The organism is Streptomyces doebereineriae (assembly GCF_031845645.1).
Taxonomy (GTDB): domain Bacteria; phylum Actinomycetota; class Actinomycetes; order Streptomycetales; family Streptomycetaceae; genus Streptomyces; species Streptomyces canus.
This window is the reverse complement of record NZ_JAVREZ010000015.1, coordinates 81,651-98,748: the sequence shown is the minus strand read 5'-3', so window position 1 is coordinate 98,748 and position 17,098 is coordinate 81,651. Positions and strand designations below refer to the sequence as shown.

General features: G+C 67.3%; 17 protein-coding genes and 4 pseudogenes. 12 read left to right on the top strand and 9 right to left on the bottom strand.

Going from position 1 to position 17,098, the window contains the following annotated elements; all coding sequences use genetic code 11:
* Window positions 1–17: 17 nt before the first annotated feature.
* The 10 genes and pseudogenes from RNB18_RS34975 to RNB18_RS34930 all read left to right on the top strand — a co-directional run bounded on the left by RNB18_RS34975 (window position 18) and on the right by RNB18_RS34930 (window position 10,302).
* Window positions 18–1,295 (top strand): MFS transporter, encoded by a 1,278-nt coding sequence (locus RNB18_RS34975; RefSeq protein WP_311718106.1) that lies wholly within the window; start codon window positions 18–20, stop codon window positions 1,293–1,295.
* Between the two features lie 430 nt (window positions 1,296–1,725).
* Window positions 1,726–2,745, top strand: a complete 1,020-nt coding sequence (locus RNB18_RS54195; RefSeq protein ID WP_311718105.1) for a WXG100-like domain-containing protein — start codon at window positions 1,726–1,728, stop codon at window positions 2,743–2,745.
* Between the two features lie 127 nt (window positions 2,746–2,872).
* The gene (locus RNB18_RS54190; protein ID WP_449657647.1) at window positions 2,873–4,612 is read left to right on the top strand and encodes a DUF6531 domain-containing protein; all 1,740 of its coding nucleotides are present in this window, start codon (window positions 2,873–2,875) and stop codon (window positions 4,610–4,612) included.
* A 415-nt stretch (window positions 4,613–5,027) separates the two neighbouring features.
* A pseudogene (locus tag RNB18_RS54185) lies at window positions 5,028–5,947 on the top strand (RHS repeat-associated core domain-containing protein); the annotation flags it as partial.
* 87 nt (window positions 5,948–6,034) lie between these two features.
* Complete coding sequence (locus RNB18_RS54180; protein WP_449657646.1) at window positions 6,035–6,436, top strand: DNA/RNA non-specific endonuclease; 402 nt, start codon at window positions 6,035–6,037, stop codon at window positions 6,434–6,436.
* A gap of 66 nt (window positions 6,437–6,502) precedes the next feature.
* Complete coding sequence (locus RNB18_RS34950; protein ID WP_311718102.1) at window positions 6,503–7,036, top strand: SMI1/KNR4 family protein; 534 nt, start codon at window positions 6,503–6,505, stop codon at window positions 7,034–7,036.
* Between the two features lie 209 nt (window positions 7,037–7,245).
* Window positions 7,246–7,593: an SMI1/KNR4 family protein gene (locus RNB18_RS34945; RefSeq protein WP_311718101.1), complete on the top strand. Its 348-nt coding sequence runs from the start codon at window positions 7,246–7,248 to the stop codon at window positions 7,591–7,593.
* A gap of 91 nt (window positions 7,594–7,684) precedes the next feature.
* Window positions 7,685–8,434 (top strand): transposase family protein, encoded by a 750-nt coding sequence (locus RNB18_RS34940; RefSeq protein WP_311718100.1) that lies wholly within the window; start codon window positions 7,685–7,687, stop codon window positions 8,432–8,434.
* Entirely contained in the window at window positions 8,347–8,850 is a 504-nt protein-coding gene (locus tag RNB18_RS34935; protein WP_311718246.1) for an Lsr2 family DNA-binding protein, read from the top strand. The genes RNB18_RS34940 and RNB18_RS34935 overlap by 88 nt, the downstream gene beginning before the upstream one ends.
* Window positions 8,851–9,858: 1,008 nt before the next feature.
* Window positions 9,859–10,302: a hypothetical protein gene (locus RNB18_RS34930; protein WP_311718099.1), complete on the top strand. Its 444-nt coding sequence runs from the start codon at window positions 9,859–9,861 to the stop codon at window positions 10,300–10,302.
* Window positions 10,303–10,590: 288 nt separating this feature from the next.
* Here the strand turns inward: RNB18_RS34930 and RNB18_RS34925 are convergent, their stop codons facing one another.
* The 9 genes and pseudogenes from RNB18_RS34925 to RNB18_RS34900 all read right to left on the bottom strand — a co-directional run bounded on the left by RNB18_RS34925 (window position 10,591) and on the right by RNB18_RS34900 (window position 16,261).
* Window positions 10,591–11,448: an inositol monophosphatase family protein gene (locus RNB18_RS34925; protein ID WP_311718098.1), complete on the bottom strand. Its 858-nt coding sequence runs from the start codon at window positions 11,446–11,448 to the stop codon at window positions 10,591–10,593.
* Window positions 11,449–11,515: 67 nt separating this feature from the next.
* Window positions 11,516–11,655: pseudogene (locus tag RNB18_RS53860) on the bottom strand (peptidoglycan bridge formation protein FemAB); the annotation flags it as partial.
* 202 nt (window positions 11,656–11,857) lie between these two features.
* Entirely contained in the window at window positions 11,858–12,190 is a 333-nt protein-coding gene (locus RNB18_RS53855) for a hypothetical protein (RefSeq protein WP_394817727.1), read from the bottom strand.
* 65 nt (window positions 12,191–12,255) lie between these two features.
* A pseudogene (locus RNB18_RS53850) lies at window positions 12,256–12,573 on the bottom strand (Dyp-type peroxidase); the annotation flags it as partial.
* Window positions 12,574–13,007: 434 nt separating this feature from the next.
* Window positions 13,008–13,232, bottom strand: a complete 225-nt coding sequence (locus RNB18_RS34915; RefSeq protein ID WP_311718096.1) for a hypothetical protein — start codon at window positions 13,230–13,232, stop codon at window positions 13,008–13,010.
* A 109-nt stretch (window positions 13,233–13,341) separates the two neighbouring features.
* Window positions 13,342–14,367, bottom strand: coding sequence for a polymorphic toxin-type HINT domain-containing protein (locus tag RNB18_RS34910; RefSeq protein WP_311718095.1), 1,026 nt, complete (start codon window positions 14,365–14,367; stop codon window positions 13,342–13,344).
* A gap of 51 nt (window positions 14,368–14,418) precedes the next feature.
* A pseudogene (locus RNB18_RS53845) lies at window positions 14,419–14,649 on the bottom strand (RHS repeat-associated core domain-containing protein); the annotation flags it as partial.
* 192 nt (window positions 14,650–14,841) lie between these two features.
* A complete protein-coding gene (locus RNB18_RS34905; RefSeq protein ID WP_311718094.1) occupies window positions 14,842–15,687 on the bottom strand; it encodes an SDR family oxidoreductase in 846 nt (281 codons plus the stop codon).
* 178 nt (window positions 15,688–15,865) lie between these two features.
* The gene (locus RNB18_RS34900) at window positions 15,866–16,261 is read right to left on the bottom strand and encodes a hypothetical protein (RefSeq protein WP_311718093.1); all 396 of its coding nucleotides are present in this window, start codon (window positions 16,259–16,261) and stop codon (window positions 15,866–15,868) included.
* Window positions 16,262–16,425: 164 nt separating this feature from the next.
* Between RNB18_RS34900 and RNB18_RS34895 the strand changes: the two genes are divergently transcribed.
* Both RNB18_RS34895 and RNB18_RS34890 read left to right on the top strand, forming a co-directional pair.
* Window positions 16,426–16,725, top strand: coding sequence for a hypothetical protein (locus RNB18_RS34895; RefSeq protein ID WP_311718092.1), 300 nt, complete (start codon window positions 16,426–16,428; stop codon window positions 16,723–16,725).
* Window positions 16,722–17,093: a fic family toxin-antitoxin system, toxin component gene (locus tag RNB18_RS34890; RefSeq protein WP_311718091.1), complete on the top strand. Its 372-nt coding sequence runs from the start codon at window positions 16,722–16,724 to the stop codon at window positions 17,091–17,093. The genes RNB18_RS34895 and RNB18_RS34890 overlap by 4 nt, the downstream gene beginning before the upstream one ends.
* Window positions 17,094–17,098: the final 5 nt, after the last annotated feature.

Sequence of the window (17,098 nt, the reverse complement as noted above, 5' to 3'; positions counted from 1 at the left end):
CGGCTTCAGTAAAGGCCATGAAGTTACCTGCACGCGGCCCCCTGCGGGTCTACGCGACCCTGACCTTCTTCGACTCTCTGGTGCCCGGCATCATGCTCGCGGGAGGTGTCCTCTTCTTCACCAAGGTCGCCCACCTGGGCGCCGTACAGGTCGGCAGCGGCCTGTCCCTCGCCGCGCTCGCCGGAATCGCCGTCGCCGTCCCAGCCGGCCAGCTCGGAGACCGCATCGGACACCGCCGCCTGCTCATCGGCATCAGCGTGCTGCGCGGCCTCATCCTCGCCGGGTACCAACTGGTCAGCTCCTACCCGACGTTCCTGGCCGTCGCCTGCCTCGCGGGCCTGGCCGAAAGTGCCGTCGCACCGGTGCGCCAGGCCCACCTCGGCACCATCACCACACCGGACAACCGCGTCGAGACGCTCGCCTTCAACCGCGTCGTACGCAACATCGGCGCCATCCTCAGTACCCCCGCCCTCGGCGTCGCCCTGGCCCTGGACAGCCCCGTGGCGTTCCGCTGCCTCATCGGCATCGGCGCGGTCAGCGTCCTGATCGTAGCAATCGTCGCCACCCGACTGCCGGAAACCACCGCCCCCAGCCAGCCCCTTCCCGACGCGGCGGGACCGACGAAGGGCAAGTGGAGCGGAGTCCTCCGTGACCGCCCCTACCTCGCACTCTCCCTCCTCAACGGCGTACTCATCATGCACATGGAACTCCTCGAGGTAGGAATGCCGCTCTGGGTCATGAACCACACCCAGGCTCCGGCATGGACCACGTCCGCACTCCTGTTCACCAACGTCCTGGTGGCCATCGGCTTCCAGATGCGCGTCGGGCGCACCGTCACCGACGTGAACGCGGCAGCTCGCGCCATGCGCCGCGGCGGCTACTGTCTCCTGTCAGCCTCCGCCGTCTTCGCCCTGACCGGAACCCTCAACCCCCTGCTGTGCGCGACCGCCCTCTTCGTCGCCGTCGTCCTGCTCACCCTCACCGAACTCCTCCAGTCGGCCGGATCATGGGGCCTGTCCTACGATCTCGCCGACACCGCACGCCTCGGTGAATACCAGGGCGCCTGGAGCGTGGGAACCCAACTCGTCCGCTCCTGCGGCCCGTTCCTGGTCACCCTGGCCCTCTCCGCCCTGAACGCCACCGGCTGGCTGGTGATCGGCCTGATCTACTCCGTGGCAACGGCCTGCGTCGCGCCCCTGTCCCGCCGGGCGGAAGCCGCCCATCAGGTACCCGCACCACAAGCCGCCCCACTCCAGCCGACCCCTACGAAACAGACGGTTCCGCACAACGCTTGACCACGTCTGCCAAGGGTGCCGACGCCGCACGGGGGCGCTTTCGTTCTCTCAACACCACATTCCAGGAAGGGGGGGAGGGTGCAATTGCTGCCGTGATGTCCCGCCGCGGGCGCTTGATTCGGTGCGAACCGTCGTGGTGGCGCATCCGACGAACTGGAGGACGTAAGCCGTGCGTGCCCGCTGCTGCCCATGAGGCATCGGCTTCCCACCCCACCGCCGTGCAGCAGCCTCGGATGCCGTTGAGGGACCTGTTGCGCGTTCCAAGGGAAAGCGGACGCCCGCGCCTGGTCGCAGTGCGGTGTGGAGGGGGTGATCCGCAGGAGGTGCCTCCGGTTAGGGTGACGGGGGTGCGGGCATCGCTGTGGTGTGCGTGAAGTGGCCGTAGTTTGAGGGGGGTTCACGGGGGATGGGCTACGTCCTGCCTGGTTGGATGGACGAGATCCTGGACTTCATCGGGATCAACTGGCCGAACGTTGACGAGGACGACTACCGTGAAATGGCTGATGCCATGCGGGAGTTCGCCGAGCAGTTCGAGGGGCACGGCGCACAGGCGCATGCGGCGGTCAGCCGCATCCTGGCTTCCAGTGAGGGTGCCGCGGTCGATGCCCTGCAGGAGCACTGGGACCTGGTGAAGTCCGGGCATCTGGAGAAGGTGCCTGATATCGCGCGGCTGTTCTCGGACGCCTGTGACGTGGTGGCGGACATCATCTACGGGATGAAGACCAAGGCCGAGATCGAACTCGGGGTGATGGCCGCCTCGATCGGTGTCAGCCTGGGTCTCGCGGTCGTCACCGGCGGCCTGTCCGCGATAGTGGGTGCGGCGGAGACGGCCGCGATGCGCCAGCTGATCAAGCGGATCATCGACGAGGCGGCCGACCAGATCGTCGACGAACTCCTGGCCCGGGTCACCGAGCCGATCACCGGCCGGCTGGAGCAGATGGTCGAGGACACCGTCCTGGATCTCACCGACAACCTCATCAAGCTCCCGCCCGCCACCGGAGGCGCGGGCGCGGGGGAGGGGGGTCACGGCGGCAGCCACACCGGGATGAACCTCGCCTCCGCAGGCGGCTCGTCCGCAGGTGGCGGCGGGGGAGGTGGCGGCCGAGTCTTCATCGACCATGAGGAGTATGAGAACGGTGCGGGCAAGCTGGCCCGCCACGGCGAGGCCATGAGCACCGACTCGCTCGGTTCGCTGGGCCGGGCCAAGGGTGCCTTCGGCCGCCCGGGGCCGCGACCCCTTCACCCAGGCGTTCGACTCCGTTCTGCACGGTGCGCTCAACGGCGCGGAGAAGGCGCTGAAGAAGGTCGGCAAGCACCTCACGGAGGACGTGCCCGGCGGGCTGCGCGCCACCTCGCGCACGCATCGCCAAAACGACAGCGACATCTCCGACCGGCTCAAGGCGCTCACGAAGGGCGAGTCGAACACCCCCCGGGTGCCCGGCGCCGGTAACAGCGGCGGGCGGGGTGGCAAGGGTCCCGACCCGCTGAACGGCGCCCGTGATGATCCGCGTCATCACGGTGTGGAGCCCGGCAAGCGGGTCTGCCGTACCGACCCGGTTGATGTGGCCAGCGGCCAGATGCTGCTGGAGCAGACCGACCTGGATCTTCCCGGGGTACTGCCGCTGGTCCTCAAGCGCACGCACCTGTCCGACTACACCTACGGCATGTGGTTCGGCCGCTCCTGGGCCTCGACCCTGGACGAGCGTATCGAGATCGACGTCCGCAACCAGGCGATGTGGGCGCGTGAGGACGGCACGGTGCTCATCTACGAGCAACTGCCCAGCCCGCAGACGCCGGAGGTGATGCCGCTGGAGGGTCCGCGTATCGCGCTGCGGCGGATCTCCGAGATGGGCGCCCAGAATCTGGAGTTCGCCGCGACCGACCCGCGCACCGGCTGGACCCGCTACTTCACCAAGCCGGGCGGCAAGGGCTGGCAGCTGTGGCTGACCACCCTGGAGGACCGCAACGGCAACCAGATCGACATCCACCGCGACGCCACCGGCCGCCCCCTCGACATCACCCACAGCGGCGGCTACGACATCAAGGTCACCGGCGACCACGGCCGGGGGCGCGTCACCGCACTCTCCCTCCGCGCCGGCGACGGCGACGAATCCGCCCTGCCGGTCGTCCAGTTCGGCTACGACGAAGACGGTGACCCTCACCGAGGTCATCAACTCTTCCTGCACGCCGCTGCGCTTCACCTACGACACGCAGGGCCGCATCACGTCGTGGACCGACCGCAACGACTCCACCTACCGCTACGTCTACGACACGGCCGGCCGGGTCGTGCAGACCATGGGACCAGACGGATTCCAGTCGAGCACCTTCGTCTACGACACCGAGCATCGGACGACGCGCTGGACCAACGCGCTGGGGGCGGTCACCCAATTCCGGCTCAGCGAGCGCGGCCAGATCATCGCCGAGACGGACCCCCTCGGACACACCACCGTGCAGCGCTTCGACGACCGCGACCAGTTGCTCGCGCGCACGGATCCGCTCGGACGCACGACCGGCTTCGAGTGGGACGAGCACGGCAACCTCGTCACGGTCGAGCACGCCGACGGCCGGCGCACGCACGTCACCTACAACGACCTCCACCAGCCACTCACCATCATCGAGCCCGGTGGCGCCCGCCTGGAATACGCCTACGACGAGCGGGGCAACCGCACCGCCGTCACCAACCCGGCCGGCCTGGGCATGCACTACGTCCACGACGCATCCGGCGGCGTCACGGCGATAACCAACACCCTCGGCGAGACCGTCACGATCCGCTGCGACCGTGCCGGCCTGCCCATGGAACTCGTCGACCCCCTGGGCGTTGCCACCCGCTACGAACGGGACGCCTTCGGCCGGCCCGTCGCGATTCTTGGACCCGACGGGCAGACCACCCGCCTGGAATGGAACGCCGAAGGCAAGCTGCTCAACCGCGCCCACCCCGACGCCAGCACAGAGTCCTGGACGTACGACGGCGAGGGCAACTGCACCGCCCACACCGATCCGGCCGGCGCCACCACCCGCTTCGAGTACACGCACTTCGACGTGGTCGCAGCACGCACCGGCCCGGATGGGGTGCGCCACGCCTTCGAGTACGACGCAAAACAGCGGCTGCACAAGGTGACCAACCCGCAAGGGCTGACCTGGACCTACCAGTACGACGCGGCAGGACGGCTCACCGCGGAAACCGACTTCGACGGCCACACCCTCTCCTACGCCCTGGACGCGGGCGGGCAGCTCACCGCCCGCACCCTGCCCTCCGGCGCCGTCATCGGCTACGAGCGCGACATCCTGGGCCGCACGGTCCGCAAGAGCGCCGATGACCGCAGCGTCATATACGCCTACGACACCCTGGGCGAACTCGCCCAAGCCGCCAGCGCCGACTGCACCGTCACCTTCCAGCGCGACGCCGCGGGCCGTGTCGTCGCCGAATCCGTCGACGGCCGCGCGCTCACCTTCCAGTACGACGCGCTGGGCCGCCGCACCCAGCGCACCACGCCCAACCGTGCCGTCAGCCAGCACCGCTACGACGCGGCCGGCAACCGCACCTCGGTCTCCGCCTTCGGCCAGACCATCACCTCCGCACACGACGGTGCGGGACGGGAGATCGCCCGGCACATCAGTTCCCGACTCGCCCTTGGTACTGCCTACGACGAGCTCGGCCGTATCGCCACGCAGTCTCTGCACGACGCTGGTGGCGAGCAGCTGTGGCAGCGCGCCTACACCTATCGCCCTGACGGACACGTCACGGCGATCGACGACGCCCGCGACGGGCGGCTGCGTCTGGACCTCGACGCCGTCGGCCGGGTGACCTCCGTAACGGCGGCGACCTGGAGCGAGACCTACGCCTACGATGAGGCCGGCAACCAGAGCGCCGCCCAGTGGCCCGGCACCGGCCACCGCCAGGAGGCAGGTGGCGAGCGCGCATACAGGGCATGCGCGTCACCCGTGCCGGCAACATCCGCTACGAGTACGACTCCTCGGGCCGCATAGTCCTGCGCCAGAAGATCCGCCTGTCACGCAAGCCGGACACCTGGCGCTACACGTGGGACGCGGAGGACCGCCTCACCTCCGTCACCACTCCCGACGGCACCCTGTGGCGTTACCTGTACGACCCGCTCGGCCGCCGCTTGGCCAAGCAGCGCATGGCCGCCGACCACACCACGGTCGTTGAGGAGACCCGGTTCACCTGGGACGGCACTACGCTCGTCGAGCAGACCACCCACACCCGCGGCACCCCCGAGGCGATCTGCCTCACTTGGGAGCACGACGGACAGGCTCCGGTCGCGCAGGCGGAACGCAAACTCCACGCCGACGCCCCACAAGAGGCCGTCGACCAGCGCTTCTTCGCGATCATCACCGACCTCGTCGGCACCCCGACCGAACTCGTCGACGACGAGGGCCACACCGCCTGGCGGGCCCGCAGCACCCTGTGGGGGATCACCGGCTGGGAGAGCGGGGCCACCGCGTACACCCCGCTGCGCTTTCCGGGCCAGTACTTCGACCCCGAGACCCAGCTGCACTACAACTACTTCCGCCACTACGACCCGGAAGTGGCCCGCTACCTCACCCCGGATCCCCTCGGCCTGGCCCCGGCACCTAACCCGTTCGCCTACGTCGCCAACCCGCTCACCTGGATCGATCCGCTCGGGCTCGCGCCGCAGTCGTGCCGCAAGAACGAACCAGAAGACCCTTCCTGGGGCGGCCGGGTCGTCTACAGCCGCGACGGGGGCCGCCCCGGAGCGATGCACGCCACGCTCGGCCTGGACATGATGGGCGCCAACCCCACCGACCCACACGGCGACCCGCCCGGCTGGGAGAAGGACAAGGGCTACAACCGCGCCCACCTGCTCGGCGCCCAGCTCGGCGGATCGAACTACGACCCCCGCAACTTCGTCACCATGCACTCCTACGCAAACTCCCCCGTCATGCGGCACATCGAGAACCAGGTACGCGCCGCCGTCACGAAGGGAGAGATCATCCAGTACAGCGTGACTCCCGTCTACGACGGCGCCAACAAGGTCCCCCATGGTGTGCGGTTCGAGGCCCACGGCAACAACGGCTTCCAGTTCACCGAACACCGAAGCACCGGCAACACCGAGCCCACCAACTCGGTCTTCATCCCCAACAAGAAACGCGGCACCTGACCCGCAGCCCGCCCGTCACGCGTACGTGATAGAGCAGGACAAGCACATCCACGGAGGGAGACCCCCATGAACGCCGCACTCGCCCGCCTCACCCAGCTGATCCCACCGCCCTCCGAGCCCAGGACCACGGACTGGGACGCAGTACAGGAGCAGCTCGGCGTCACCCTCCCCACCGACTACAAGGAACTCATCCACGCCTACGGCGGAAGCAACTGGGACGACTACCTTTACCTCCTCGAACCAGGCTGCCCCAACGACAACTACGACCTCATCGAGTGGGAAGACCAGCAGACCGAGGCACTCGAAGGACTCTGGGAGTTCGAGAAAAAGCCCGACGAACTCACGGACACGGGCAGCCAGGTCATCCCCTGGGCCACCACCGACAACGGCGAGTGCTTCTACTGGCTCGTCAAACCGGGCCACAACCCCGATCAGTGGACCGTCATGGTGAACGAGGCCCGCGGCGACCGCTGGGAGCACTACCCGATGACCTGCACCGAATTCCTCCTCGCCGCTCTCACCGGCGACGTTCACTCCGACGTGCTCTCCTCCCGCTTCCCGCTCACCACGCACGAATACCGGCAGCTGACAGCCGTCTGAGCAGCCCACGATGCTGTGACCAAACGGCGCCCGAGCCGACCAGCACTCCGGGCGCCGTACCGCAGGCAGGAGAACAAGTACGTTTCCCGCGACGGCCAGGTACTGTGCGACGCGAACCCCGCCCAACGGATCAGGAACCCGCTGCTCTGCCAATTGAGCTCGGGCTGTTTGCGCCAGGAGCAGCAACCGCGACACCGCCGAGGACTTCTGTGAGCACCATCGACGACCTCATCCGGCTCTGCCCGCCCCCCGCAGTCCCACCCGCGATCGACTGGACGGCCACAGAAAACACCGTCGGCCGCTCACTGCCCTGGGACTACAAAGAGCTCGCCGCCACCTACGGGCCGGGCAGCTTCTGCAACTTCCTCCACGTCTACCACCCCTCCGGCAGTCTCACTGGCCCCCTGGCCTCAAGCGTTCAGGAACAACTCCAGCGCGACCGGGACCAGGGCACCTTCCCCGTGCCCCACGACCCCCGGCGCCTCCTCGTCGCGGGAGTGACCGACAACGGCAACTACCTCTTGTGGATCACTGAGCTTCTTCGAGTTGGCCACTGATCGGGTGATGGGCCGTGAAGCGCAACGAGCGAGGCCCCCGGGCTGTTGATCGAGATGTCTGACGTCTCAATCACGTTGCTCGGGGGCCTCGTTGGTCATCCATCCTGCCGCACTCGACCTTCCGCATGCACTCGTGGAGTGGGTCACCATGCTGATCGTCACCCGTGAGGGCGACCGACGCTGCAAGCTCCGCCCGTCCCAGCGTGCGATGGTGGCACTGGTGTACCTGCGCGAACACACCACTCTCGCGAAGATCGCCGCTGGATTCGGGATCAGCGAGTCCACTGCCCACGCCTACACCAGCGCGGTCGTCGACCTGCTCGCCGAACGTGCACCGGACCTGCTGAAGACGCTGCGCGAGCACGAACCCGACTTCGTCCTGCTCGACGGCACCCTGGCGGAGTGCGACCGGGTCGGCGACGGCCGGGCCGACTACTCCCACAAGCACCGGCGCCACGGTGTGAACGTGCAGGTGGTCACTGACCCCGGCGGCCGGCTGCTGTGGCTCTCGCCCGCCCTGCCGGGCCGCACCCATGACCTGACTGCCGCCCGCACGCACCGGATCATCCGGATCTGCGAGCGCCAGGGCGTTCCCATCCTGGCGGATCTTGCCTACCAGGGCGGTGGCCCCTGGCTGACCACGGGCATCAAACGCAGGCCCCTGCAGGAACTCACCCCCACCGAGAAGACCGTCAACCGGGCCCTGGCCGCGGCACGGGCACCGGTCGAACGAGGCGTCGCCCGCCTGAAGTCCTGGCGGATCTTCCGCAGAGCCCGCTGCAGTCCGAACCGCATGACGTCAATCGCCAAAGCCGTCCTCACCCTGGAGCGGCAACGCTGAAGAAGCTCACTGAACCCGAGTCCGAGCCCGACACGTGGCGCATCGCCATCAACGAAGCCCGCGGCCACGACTGGTACACCTTCGACGGCACCCTCACCGACCTCCTCACCGATCTCCTCAGCGGCGAACTCCACATCCCCCTCTTCCCCCCGGACATCCTCCACGAGGGCGCCACCTTCACGCCTTCCCGCCGAGACGACGCAGCGCCGCTCACGCCCCCCGCGAGCCGCTCGGTCGACACCAACACCATCCGCGAGTGGGCCCGTGCCACCGGCTACGACGTCCCCGACCGCGGTCGCATCCCCGCAGCGATCCGCGAGGCCGGCAGTAAGCCGCAGAACGAGGAGACTGAAGTTCGGTTCGCGGCGGCACCGAAACCGGATAGGGCGGCCTGCTCGCCTCAGGCACGTCGTTGAACTGCGTAAGGGCCACTGGGGAATTGCTGCCCCCTACGCCCTCCGTAGTGTTGGCCAAAGCTCACCACGTCACGCCCCCACCCGCCCCGCCTGCACATCGATTCCTACAACATCATCGGGTTGGCGTGTCGCCCGTGGGCGAGGTGTGACACAGTCTTCGGCTGCGGGCCTCGCGAGCACCCGTTGACGCGTCGAGGGCGAGCGGCAGGCTGACGACGCCATCGTCACGGCTTCCAGTACTACGGGAACCGCCCAAGACGTCGTGACACTCAGTGCCTGGCATGAATACCCCAGAGGTACGGCACTCCAGCGATCGGGCTGCGTGTGGAGGGCCGGCGTCGGCGCGTCTGGTTCCGTGCCGTGCTCGGCTTGCTCAACCTCGGGTGGGCTTGGCCACCCACTGTTCTCCTTGCCGTAGATGGCGCAAGCCGTTTCGGAGGGTCAGGCAGACGGCCCGCCCTTACCGCAGTAGTGGCAGATGGCCATCGTTGCGGACACGTGAGCACAGAACCGCGTCGCACCACGTGCTCGATAGCTCAGCCATAGGCCCTCCGCCTGACTGATCACGCTCGTCGATACGCGACAGTTCTTGCCCAAGCTACTTGCCGTGCTGCGGTTCTCCACTGTTGAAATCGTTCTCAAGCCGAAGTGCCCCGCAACGCTCGCGCGCAACCAGCTCCTCCCGCAGGCATCCGCGCATGAGGAGGTGGGTCTGTGCCTGGGCGTTTACAACCTTCTGGCTGCGACCTGGCGCTGCTCGGCCCGTAGAAGATGGTTGGGTCGTCCGCCCTGTTTGGCGAGGCCTTGTAGGCGGCCGCGCTCTTCGAAGCCCAGGCGCTGTTCGCTCTTGACAGCCGCGAGAAAAACAGGGTGCACGCCCCCATTCGCGTCTCGCAACCCAAACAGAGGAAAATTCGCCCGAACGGAGGGTTTGCGGGAGGTGGAATCATGATCCCACCCCAACGCTGACAGCCTGCTGTTCCGCACAGCCGCTCGGGGGAAAGAACCATGCCAGCCTGGCTCATCACACTGATCCTTCTCGCCACTGTGGCCGCAATGCAGATCATCATGAAGGTCATGTCGAGGGAGCCTCCACCAGGCAAAAAGATCCCCCTCGCCATTGAAGATGCATTGTTCTGGGTCGACTGGGTCGTCACCGCTGCGGTTGCCCTATCCCTCTCTCTGCTGTCATCGTCTAAGCACATCGGGCAGCAGGTCGCCGCTGGGGCAGGAGGAGCATCCGGAGGCGTGGCAGACGACACAGACAAAGTGATCGGACTTCTATTCGTCTTCGGAGTGGGCATGCTCCTACTGCCGCTACTCATTCGGTATTTCTGCTACGACGGCACTGGAAAAATCAAAGGATGGCCCTACGTCATCCTGGCCAACGCGGCAGGTGTGACAATCCTGCTGGTCGCAGTCACGACGGGGGTTGACATCTATGGATCATGACCCGGGACCGAACAATCGCGCGACTACAGCTGCGACGCTCAGCGTCGCAGGCATCGTCCTGATCGGCGTAGCATTAGCTGCCATCATTGCTGGTGCAGGTAGCGGAGAGTTTTACTTTGCCCTAGTGCCAGCTGCTGGCGCCATAGGAGCGCTAGTCGCGGCACTTCGAAAATAGTGCCACGTGTTCAGCCGAGTTTGCCTTCCGCGGTCCAGCAACATGCGCTGATCTAAGACTTGTCCCGAAACCACCGTGCAGGGCGAGGCAACGTATCCGAGGGCGGGTGCTGCTCAGTTGGCGGTGGCGGCGATGTCCAGGAGTTGTTGGTGGAGTCCGGGGCGGGCGAACAGTGCGGCTCCGGTGTCGGTTCGGTGCTGGCCGGTGAGGTCGCTGAAGGTGCCACCGGCTTCTTGGACGATGGGGATCAGCGGTGCGATGTCCCAGGGGCCGGCTCCCAGAAGGAGGAAGGCGTCCAGTTGACCGGTAGCGACCAGGAGTGCGCCGTGGCAGGTGCCGGACCCGGTGGACGGTTTGCGGGGTGCTGGCGCGGTGGGTTCTGCTGCAGTCCAGTCGAGCGCCGGTCGCACTTGGTTGACGCTGCGGGCCAGTCGTGCGGCCACGGCGCGTTCCTGCTGGTTCAGTCTGGGCGGAGGCGGCCAGATGCCGATGGCTGCGTTCTGGGCGCTTCCACCCTTACTGAGGGCCAACCGGTGCGCCGTAGTGTCTGGAGTGGAGGGATATGACCCTGTCCAGGAGCCCGAGTCCGGATTTGCCCACCACCGGCGGCCCAGGGCAGGGGCGGAGACCATGCCCAGGGTGATGCGGCCGTCCTCCTCGACAGCGATCAATGTGCTCCACTCAGGTTCGCCGGCGAGGAAGCTCGCGGTGCCGTCGATGGCGTCGATGATCCAGCGCCGCCTGCCGTGTCCATGGGCGCCGAACTCCTCACCGACGAACGCGTCGTCGGGATGCTCCTGGCGGATCAGGGAGCGAAGGACGATTTCGATCTCCCGGTCGGCTTCAGTGACTGGGCTGCCATCGCTCTTGGTCGCGGACTCGACGGTCGCGGTCGAGAAGTGGCCTCGGGCGATGGCATCGGCCTGATCGGCCAGGCGGTGCGCCAGTTCCAGGTCTGCCAGGTCCCTCACGAGGCTTGCCCTCCCGCCGTGGCCCGCCGTTGAGGCTTCGGATGGAGCGTGCAGGCGCGGTGAGATTATCGAACCAGCCCAGACCCTGCGCCCGCCAGTCCGGCTTCACATCCCCCCATGAGGGGACCTGCATGTGGCTCATCGAGGGCCGGGCCGTGACGAAGGCCAGATGTTCCTCGCGGGTATCGCCTTCAGGCGATAGCTCATGCGCAGCGCTCCTCTGTTCGGCGCACAACCCTACTGAGGTGTACGGCACATCAAGGCTTGTGCACACGGTCGTCGCGAACGAAGTAGGAGCACACCGCCACAGCAAGATCACCGATCATACTGATCGCGAGTGTCACGAACTCCGGTCTTCCTCACCGTGCAGAGCGTCGCCGAACAGGCGGCGCCCATCGATGAACGCAGTTCATGCGCTCGTCAGCGTCTCAAGCCACGTTGTTCCTGGCGGTGGGATGAAGTAGTAGCCGCCTCCGATGGTGAGGGTGTACTTGGCCATGGCCTCACCTTCAAGTCGGCGCTGCACCGCTTCAAAGCCCTCTTCCAGGTCGTGTTGGAAGCAGGAGAAGAGCAGGCCGCGGTCGCTGCCTCCTCGCTGGTAGGTGTAGCCGCGTCGGACGAGTGGAGGGGGCTTGCGGCGGTCTGGGGCGGCCCTGCGGACATGTGCGTCCAGTGGTGTGATCTTGCCCGAGGCGTCGGCAGAAAGACGGGCTGCTCGTTCGTGGGGGTGGCGTCCAGCCATCGGCCGTCCCTGCGGCGGCCGATGATGCGCTCCTGTGCGTCGATCGTGTCGCGGTCCCAGAAGTCGGTGGCGAGCCGGATGATCCGTATGACCGGGTAGCTGCCGCCTATGCCCCAGGACGGTTCGCCTTGGCCGTCTTTGACGAGGGCCCGTTCGCCGGCTTCGGCCGTGCTGGCGGGGTTTCCGTAGCCTTCGGTGAAGTGGAACGGGTTGCGCGAGAGTCCTTGGCCGTCCAGTCGCCAGCGCACCTGCCATTGCTTGAGCGTGCGCAGGGCCTGCTCACTTGCTTCCTGGACTGCCGTGGCCGAGGGCCCGGTGATCTGCAGCAGCAGGTCTCCATGCGAGCGCGCGGGATCCAGCACATCACCGGCGAACGACGGCATCAGCTTCAAGTACCGCGGTCGGCTCACCGCGTGAGGAAGCACGCTTTCCCCCAGGGCCAGCCAGGAGATGGTCCTGCCCTGGTTGCTTGCTGTGATGGCGCGATGGGCCGCGCGCAGCGCGTCGGCGCGCTGAGCAGCAGCGAGATCGAGGGAGACGACCTCGGCGTACGGCAAAGGTGCCGCTCCGCGCAGATGAGTCGGTATGTCCTTCGGCGAGGAAGACCCATCGAACGCGGTGGCGCCGACGGCCGACAGCGCACCGACCCCGACGGCAGTGGCAGCAGTGGCGCGCAGGATGTCCCGCCTGCTGCGCCGGGTCACAGAGCCCCTCCCCGGAGGCCAGGCCATGAGGCGGCGAGCTGCGGGTGTAGGTCCTCTGGCCTGGCGGCATTTGAGTCGCTTGGGGGCGACACGTTTTCGTTGGCGGTTGTGGATCACGAAGCCCCCTTGCGCCACACACGGGCGCCGGCTTGGCGCATGAGGCTTTCGGCTGTGGTGGCGTCAGTGTAGTACGGATGCACGAGCTGGAGGTAGTTGGCCTGTCCCTGGAGGGATTTCCGCAGCTGGTTCAGGTTGCGAGCGCTGTAGGAGATGCCGCCGCGTTTGTCCACGACTCCAGCAGCGATGGCCAGCGTTTCGATGTCCACGTTGAGCGTCACGGGTTGCGCCTCAGCGCTGACGCTGCACTCGACCGAGCCGTCCCTGGCGTCGAGAGAGACTTCATACACGACTGCACCGCCCCTGTAGGCAGAGACCGGTAGGACCAGTTCAGTCTCGGCCGGCCCCAACAGCCCCAGGGCTGCTACTACATCCGCGTAGGCAGCCTGTACTTCCTCGAAGAACGATTTTGCTGATGGAACCATGGGTGCCTCTCGTCCTTGCTGTCGTCGGCCCTGCTAAGGGCGGATTCTGACGACCTCCCAAGCCGTCCACTGTGCGCCAGCCGTATCCCTTGTCTTGGAGGTACTTCAGTTCTCGCTGGTAGACGTTGCCCTTGGTGTAGAGCGGCTTGGTGGGATCGGTCACCAGATGGATCGGCTTCCCACTGGCCAGCGCTTCATCGATGAAGCGCTTATTGCGAGTCCAGTTCCATCTGCCTGGTCCTCTCATTGCCGGAATGTTGAGGAAGTCGGCGTCGAAGTCGCCTGGTGGCTTGGCTATGTGGCGCTTGATGTCTCTGGATGTACCAAGGAGGCAGGTGGAGTTGTGGACGAGGAGGTCTTGGCTGCCTGCGGCGATGTAGTAGGTGTGGAGGTCGTCGACGGTGAGGTTGTAGACCGAGGCCGGCTGGGTGCGGTGGTCGAGGGCGGTGATCTGGACCCAGGTTCCGGCGCTGGTGCGCAGCCACTGCCCGGCGGTGAGATCGCCGGCGTCGATCCACTGGTGGAGGTCGGGGACCCAGAAGGGATGATCGTCCGTAGCGTTGATCGTGGCGGTTTTGGCGCCGGCGGTGCCGTCTGTGTCGACGGTGAGGTCGACGAGCTGTTTGTCGCCGCTGCCGGTGATCAGCGTGGTGACTTTGCGGGGGCCGGTGTCGCCGGTTTCGGGGTCGGTGGCGAGGACGCTGTCCCCGATCTGGACGTCCTGGATGGGTTTGCGGGTGCCGTCGGCCATCACGACGGGGGTGTCGGCGGTGAAGCTGTTGCAGTTCGTCGCCCGTGTTCCGGCTTTGGCGCCGAGGCCGGCGCCGAGCATGCCGCTGAGGCAGCCGATGGCGGCGGCCTGGCCGACCTGGCCCCAGTTGACCTTGCGGCCGGACAGGCGCTGGGTGAGCCAGTCCAGGCCGCCGTCCATGAGGCCGCCGACGACGCAGCCGGCGATCAGGGGGTTGTTGCCGGTGGGGTCGGTGTAGGTGGTGGGGGAGGACAGGGCGTACTGGTAGAGGTTGGTGCTGTCGGCCTGTCCGATGGGGTCCTGGGAGATGAAGCGGCTGGTTTGCGGGTCGTAGTAGCGGTCGCGGTAGTAGAGCAGGCCGGTGTTGTCATCCTCGCGGCCGGTGAAGGTGTACGGGTTCGACGAGGCCGCGCCGAAGGCGGTGGGTGTGCCGCCCGGGTCGTAGGCGTAGCTGGTGGCGATGGTGCCGTCCGGGTTCGCCAGGCCGACGACGGTGCCCAGAACGTCGGTGAGGTGGACCTGAGTCGTGCCGTTCTCGGTGCGGGTGAGGAACTCATCCAGGCCGGATGTCAGGGCGCTGGCAGCCTGCCGACGGCATGAAGTTCTTCCCTCGGGGCGGCCTTGGCGTAGGGGCCGCGGGACCTGACCGCTCGCTCAGTTGGCGCGTGGTGGGCCAGCGATGACGCCGTGCAGTACTGCCCGAGCTCCGCGAAGCGTGGTGCTCAGTTTGCGCTGGGTCGCCCGGCTGTCGAGGCGCACGTCCAAGGCACCGGGCATCGGGCTGTCGCTTCGCAGGCCGGTCGGGAGTCGGGAGGCGTCGAGGCCGTCCCGCCCGGCGATGAGGATGCCGAGTTCGTGGCGGCTCACCGCGTCGGGCCCGGCGACGTGGTGGATGCCGGAGCTGTTGCCCGAAGCCAGCTCCAAGAGGGCGGCGGCCAGGTCGGCGACGTGCACTGGGCAGCGGATGTCGTCGGTAAACAGGGCGCCGTCGCGGGTGCCGGCGGCGAGTTCGTGTACGAGGCGCTCATGGGCTGACCCCCCGCCGATGATCAGCGACGTGCGGGCGACCACAGCTTCCGGGTACACGGCGAGGACCCCCGTCTCCGCCGCCGCCTTCGCCGCCCCGTACGGGGTAATGGGGTCAGGCAGGCTGGACTCGTCGTAGTGGACCCGGGCCCCGGAGAACACGGCATCACTGGACACGTGGACGAGGCGGACACCTTGTCTTGCCGCAGTCATTGCGAGCCGGATGGGAGCCTGCGCCGTCACGCCCCAGTCAGCCCCGCCGCTCGAAGCGTTGATGACGAGACGCGGGTGCACCTCGCTCATGACGGCGTCCATGCGGGCGGCGTCCCGCAGATCGAGGGGGTACCAGACGGCCTGGGCCTCGTCGCCGGGCCTGGTGGCGTACGTCGCTGCCGGGGGCTGCTCCGCTGCGGTCACCTGCCGAACCAGCTCGGCGCCCAGGAAGCCGCTGCCACCAATGATCAAAGTGGTCATGCAGTGAAACGGTAGACCGATCTCAGGGGGGCGCTGACCAACGTCTGCCGGTACACGGCCGCGAACGGGGGAGTCGACATCACAACGGCAGGTCCTGAATAGACTCGCCGGACCAGGCCTGTGGGCCCGTCTGGTCAGGCATTCGTTTCAGCGACAGCCGCACGGAACTTCTGGGTCATCAGGGCGACAGAGCCGCGCTGAACGGGAACCTCCCGGGGCTCGGAAGACGAGGTCTGGCCACCGCGGCACTCATGCGCTCGTACATCACGGCGTCGACGACGGTCCGATGCTCTCCGGGGACCTGCCGGGTGTCCCGAACGGCAATCATCGTGCCGAATCGAGTGCCGATCCACCCGATCGTCTCGACCTTCCAGCCGAGCTGCCGGGCCGCCTTGCGCATCGCGGCCCTGATCAGTTCGACTCCGCCGAGCCCTACGGCTTCCTCGTCGTCCAAGTTCACCTGGAAGGAGCCGCCGAAGCCGCTGGCGTCCTCGGGACAGGACCGGCGCAGCAACGGGACCAGGGCGGCCTCGGCCATGGCGATGCAGCGCGGGTCCTTCGCATAGGAAGCCATTGGCGTGATCGTAGAACCGCCCGGGCATCACGGGACGCCGTTCTGCGGGGCGCTCACCCGAAGGGGACTGCTCCGAACGCGTCACATGCAGACGAAGCCGCTTCCGCTTCCTTCTTTCCTGAACACCTTCGGCCTGTGCCGTGCCCGCTGGTACCGTCGCTCGTATGGACCAGAACGGACGCCAGGTTCCGCCCTTCGCGCCGGAGGAGTACGCGCGAGTCGAGGCGGCGGCCGACCTCGCCGGCAAGTCACCCGAGGACTTCGTCCGCGACGCGGCGCTCAAGGCCGCCGACGACCCGTTCCTCAAGGCCCTTGGTAAGACCCGCGACCGCGTTCCACAGCTCGCCGAGGTCTTCGCCACGCAGGACACCCAGGCCGCCGACACCAGCGCTGCGTGGCCTGACCCGGCTCCCCTGGGCAGCCGCGACCTGCGCGAGATCCAGCAGCACGGTCACGCCGCGTGACGCGGTTCCTCAGCCCACTAGAGCTTCTACAGATCGCGCAGACCCTCCCCGGCGACCCGGCCTGTCTCGACCTGGGTGTGTTGGACGCCGTCTGCGCCCGGGCCCAGGCCCACTACATGGGCCGCGACGTGTACGCCAGCGACTGGCTCAAGGGCGCTGCCATGTTGGAGAGCCTCGCTCTACACGAACCCTTGGAGGCGAAGAACGAGTTCTTCGCTTGGCTGGTCGCCGAGACGTTCCTCAACACCAACGGAGTCACGCTGAACTACGAGCCGGAGGAGGCCCTCGCGCTCGTCATGCGTGCCAAGCACAAAGGCGCCCGTGTCCAGGAGGTCGCCGCGCAGCTGCGCGCCTGGTCCACCGGCTGACGCGC

Coding starts and splice junctions, on each gene's coding strand:
- RNB18_RS34975 (WP_311718106.1), top strand. CDS start 18: ATGAAGTTACCTGCACGCGGCCCCCTGCGGGTCTACGCGACCCTGACC.
- RNB18_RS54195 (WP_311718105.1), top strand. CDS start 1,726: ATGGACGAGATCCTGGACTTCATCGGGATCAACTGGCCGAACGTTGAC.
- RNB18_RS54190 (WP_449657647.1), top strand. CDS start 2,873: ATGCTGCTGGAGCAGACCGACCTGGATCTTCCCGGGGTACTGCCGCTG.
- RNB18_RS54180 (WP_449657646.1), top strand. CDS start 6,035: ATGCACGCCACGCTCGGCCTGGACATGATGGGCGCCAACCCCACCGAC.
- RNB18_RS34950 (WP_311718102.1), top strand. CDS start 6,503: ATGAACGCCGCACTCGCCCGCCTCACCCAGCTGATCCCACCGCCCTCC.
- RNB18_RS34930 (WP_311718099.1), top strand. CDS start 9,859: ATGCCAGCCTGGCTCATCACACTGATCCTTCTCGCCACTGTGGCCGCA.
- RNB18_RS53855 (WP_394817727.1), bottom strand. CDS start 12,190: ATGGCTGGACGCCACCCCCACGAACGAGCAGCCCGTCTTTCTGCCGAC.
- RNB18_RS34910 (WP_311718095.1), bottom strand. CDS start 14,367: ATGGACGGCGGCCTGGACTGGCTCACCCAGCGCCTGTCCGGCCGCAAG.
- RNB18_RS34905 (WP_311718094.1), bottom strand. CDS start 15,687: ATGACCACTTTGATCATTGGTGGCAGCGGCTTCCTGGGCGCCGAGCTG.
- RNB18_RS34900 (WP_311718093.1), bottom strand. CDS start 16,261: ATGGCTTCCTATGCGAAGGACCCGCGCTGCATCGCCATGGCCGAGGCC.
- RNB18_RS34895 (WP_311718092.1), top strand. CDS start 16,426: ATGGACCAGAACGGACGCCAGGTTCCGCCCTTCGCGCCGGAGGAGTAC.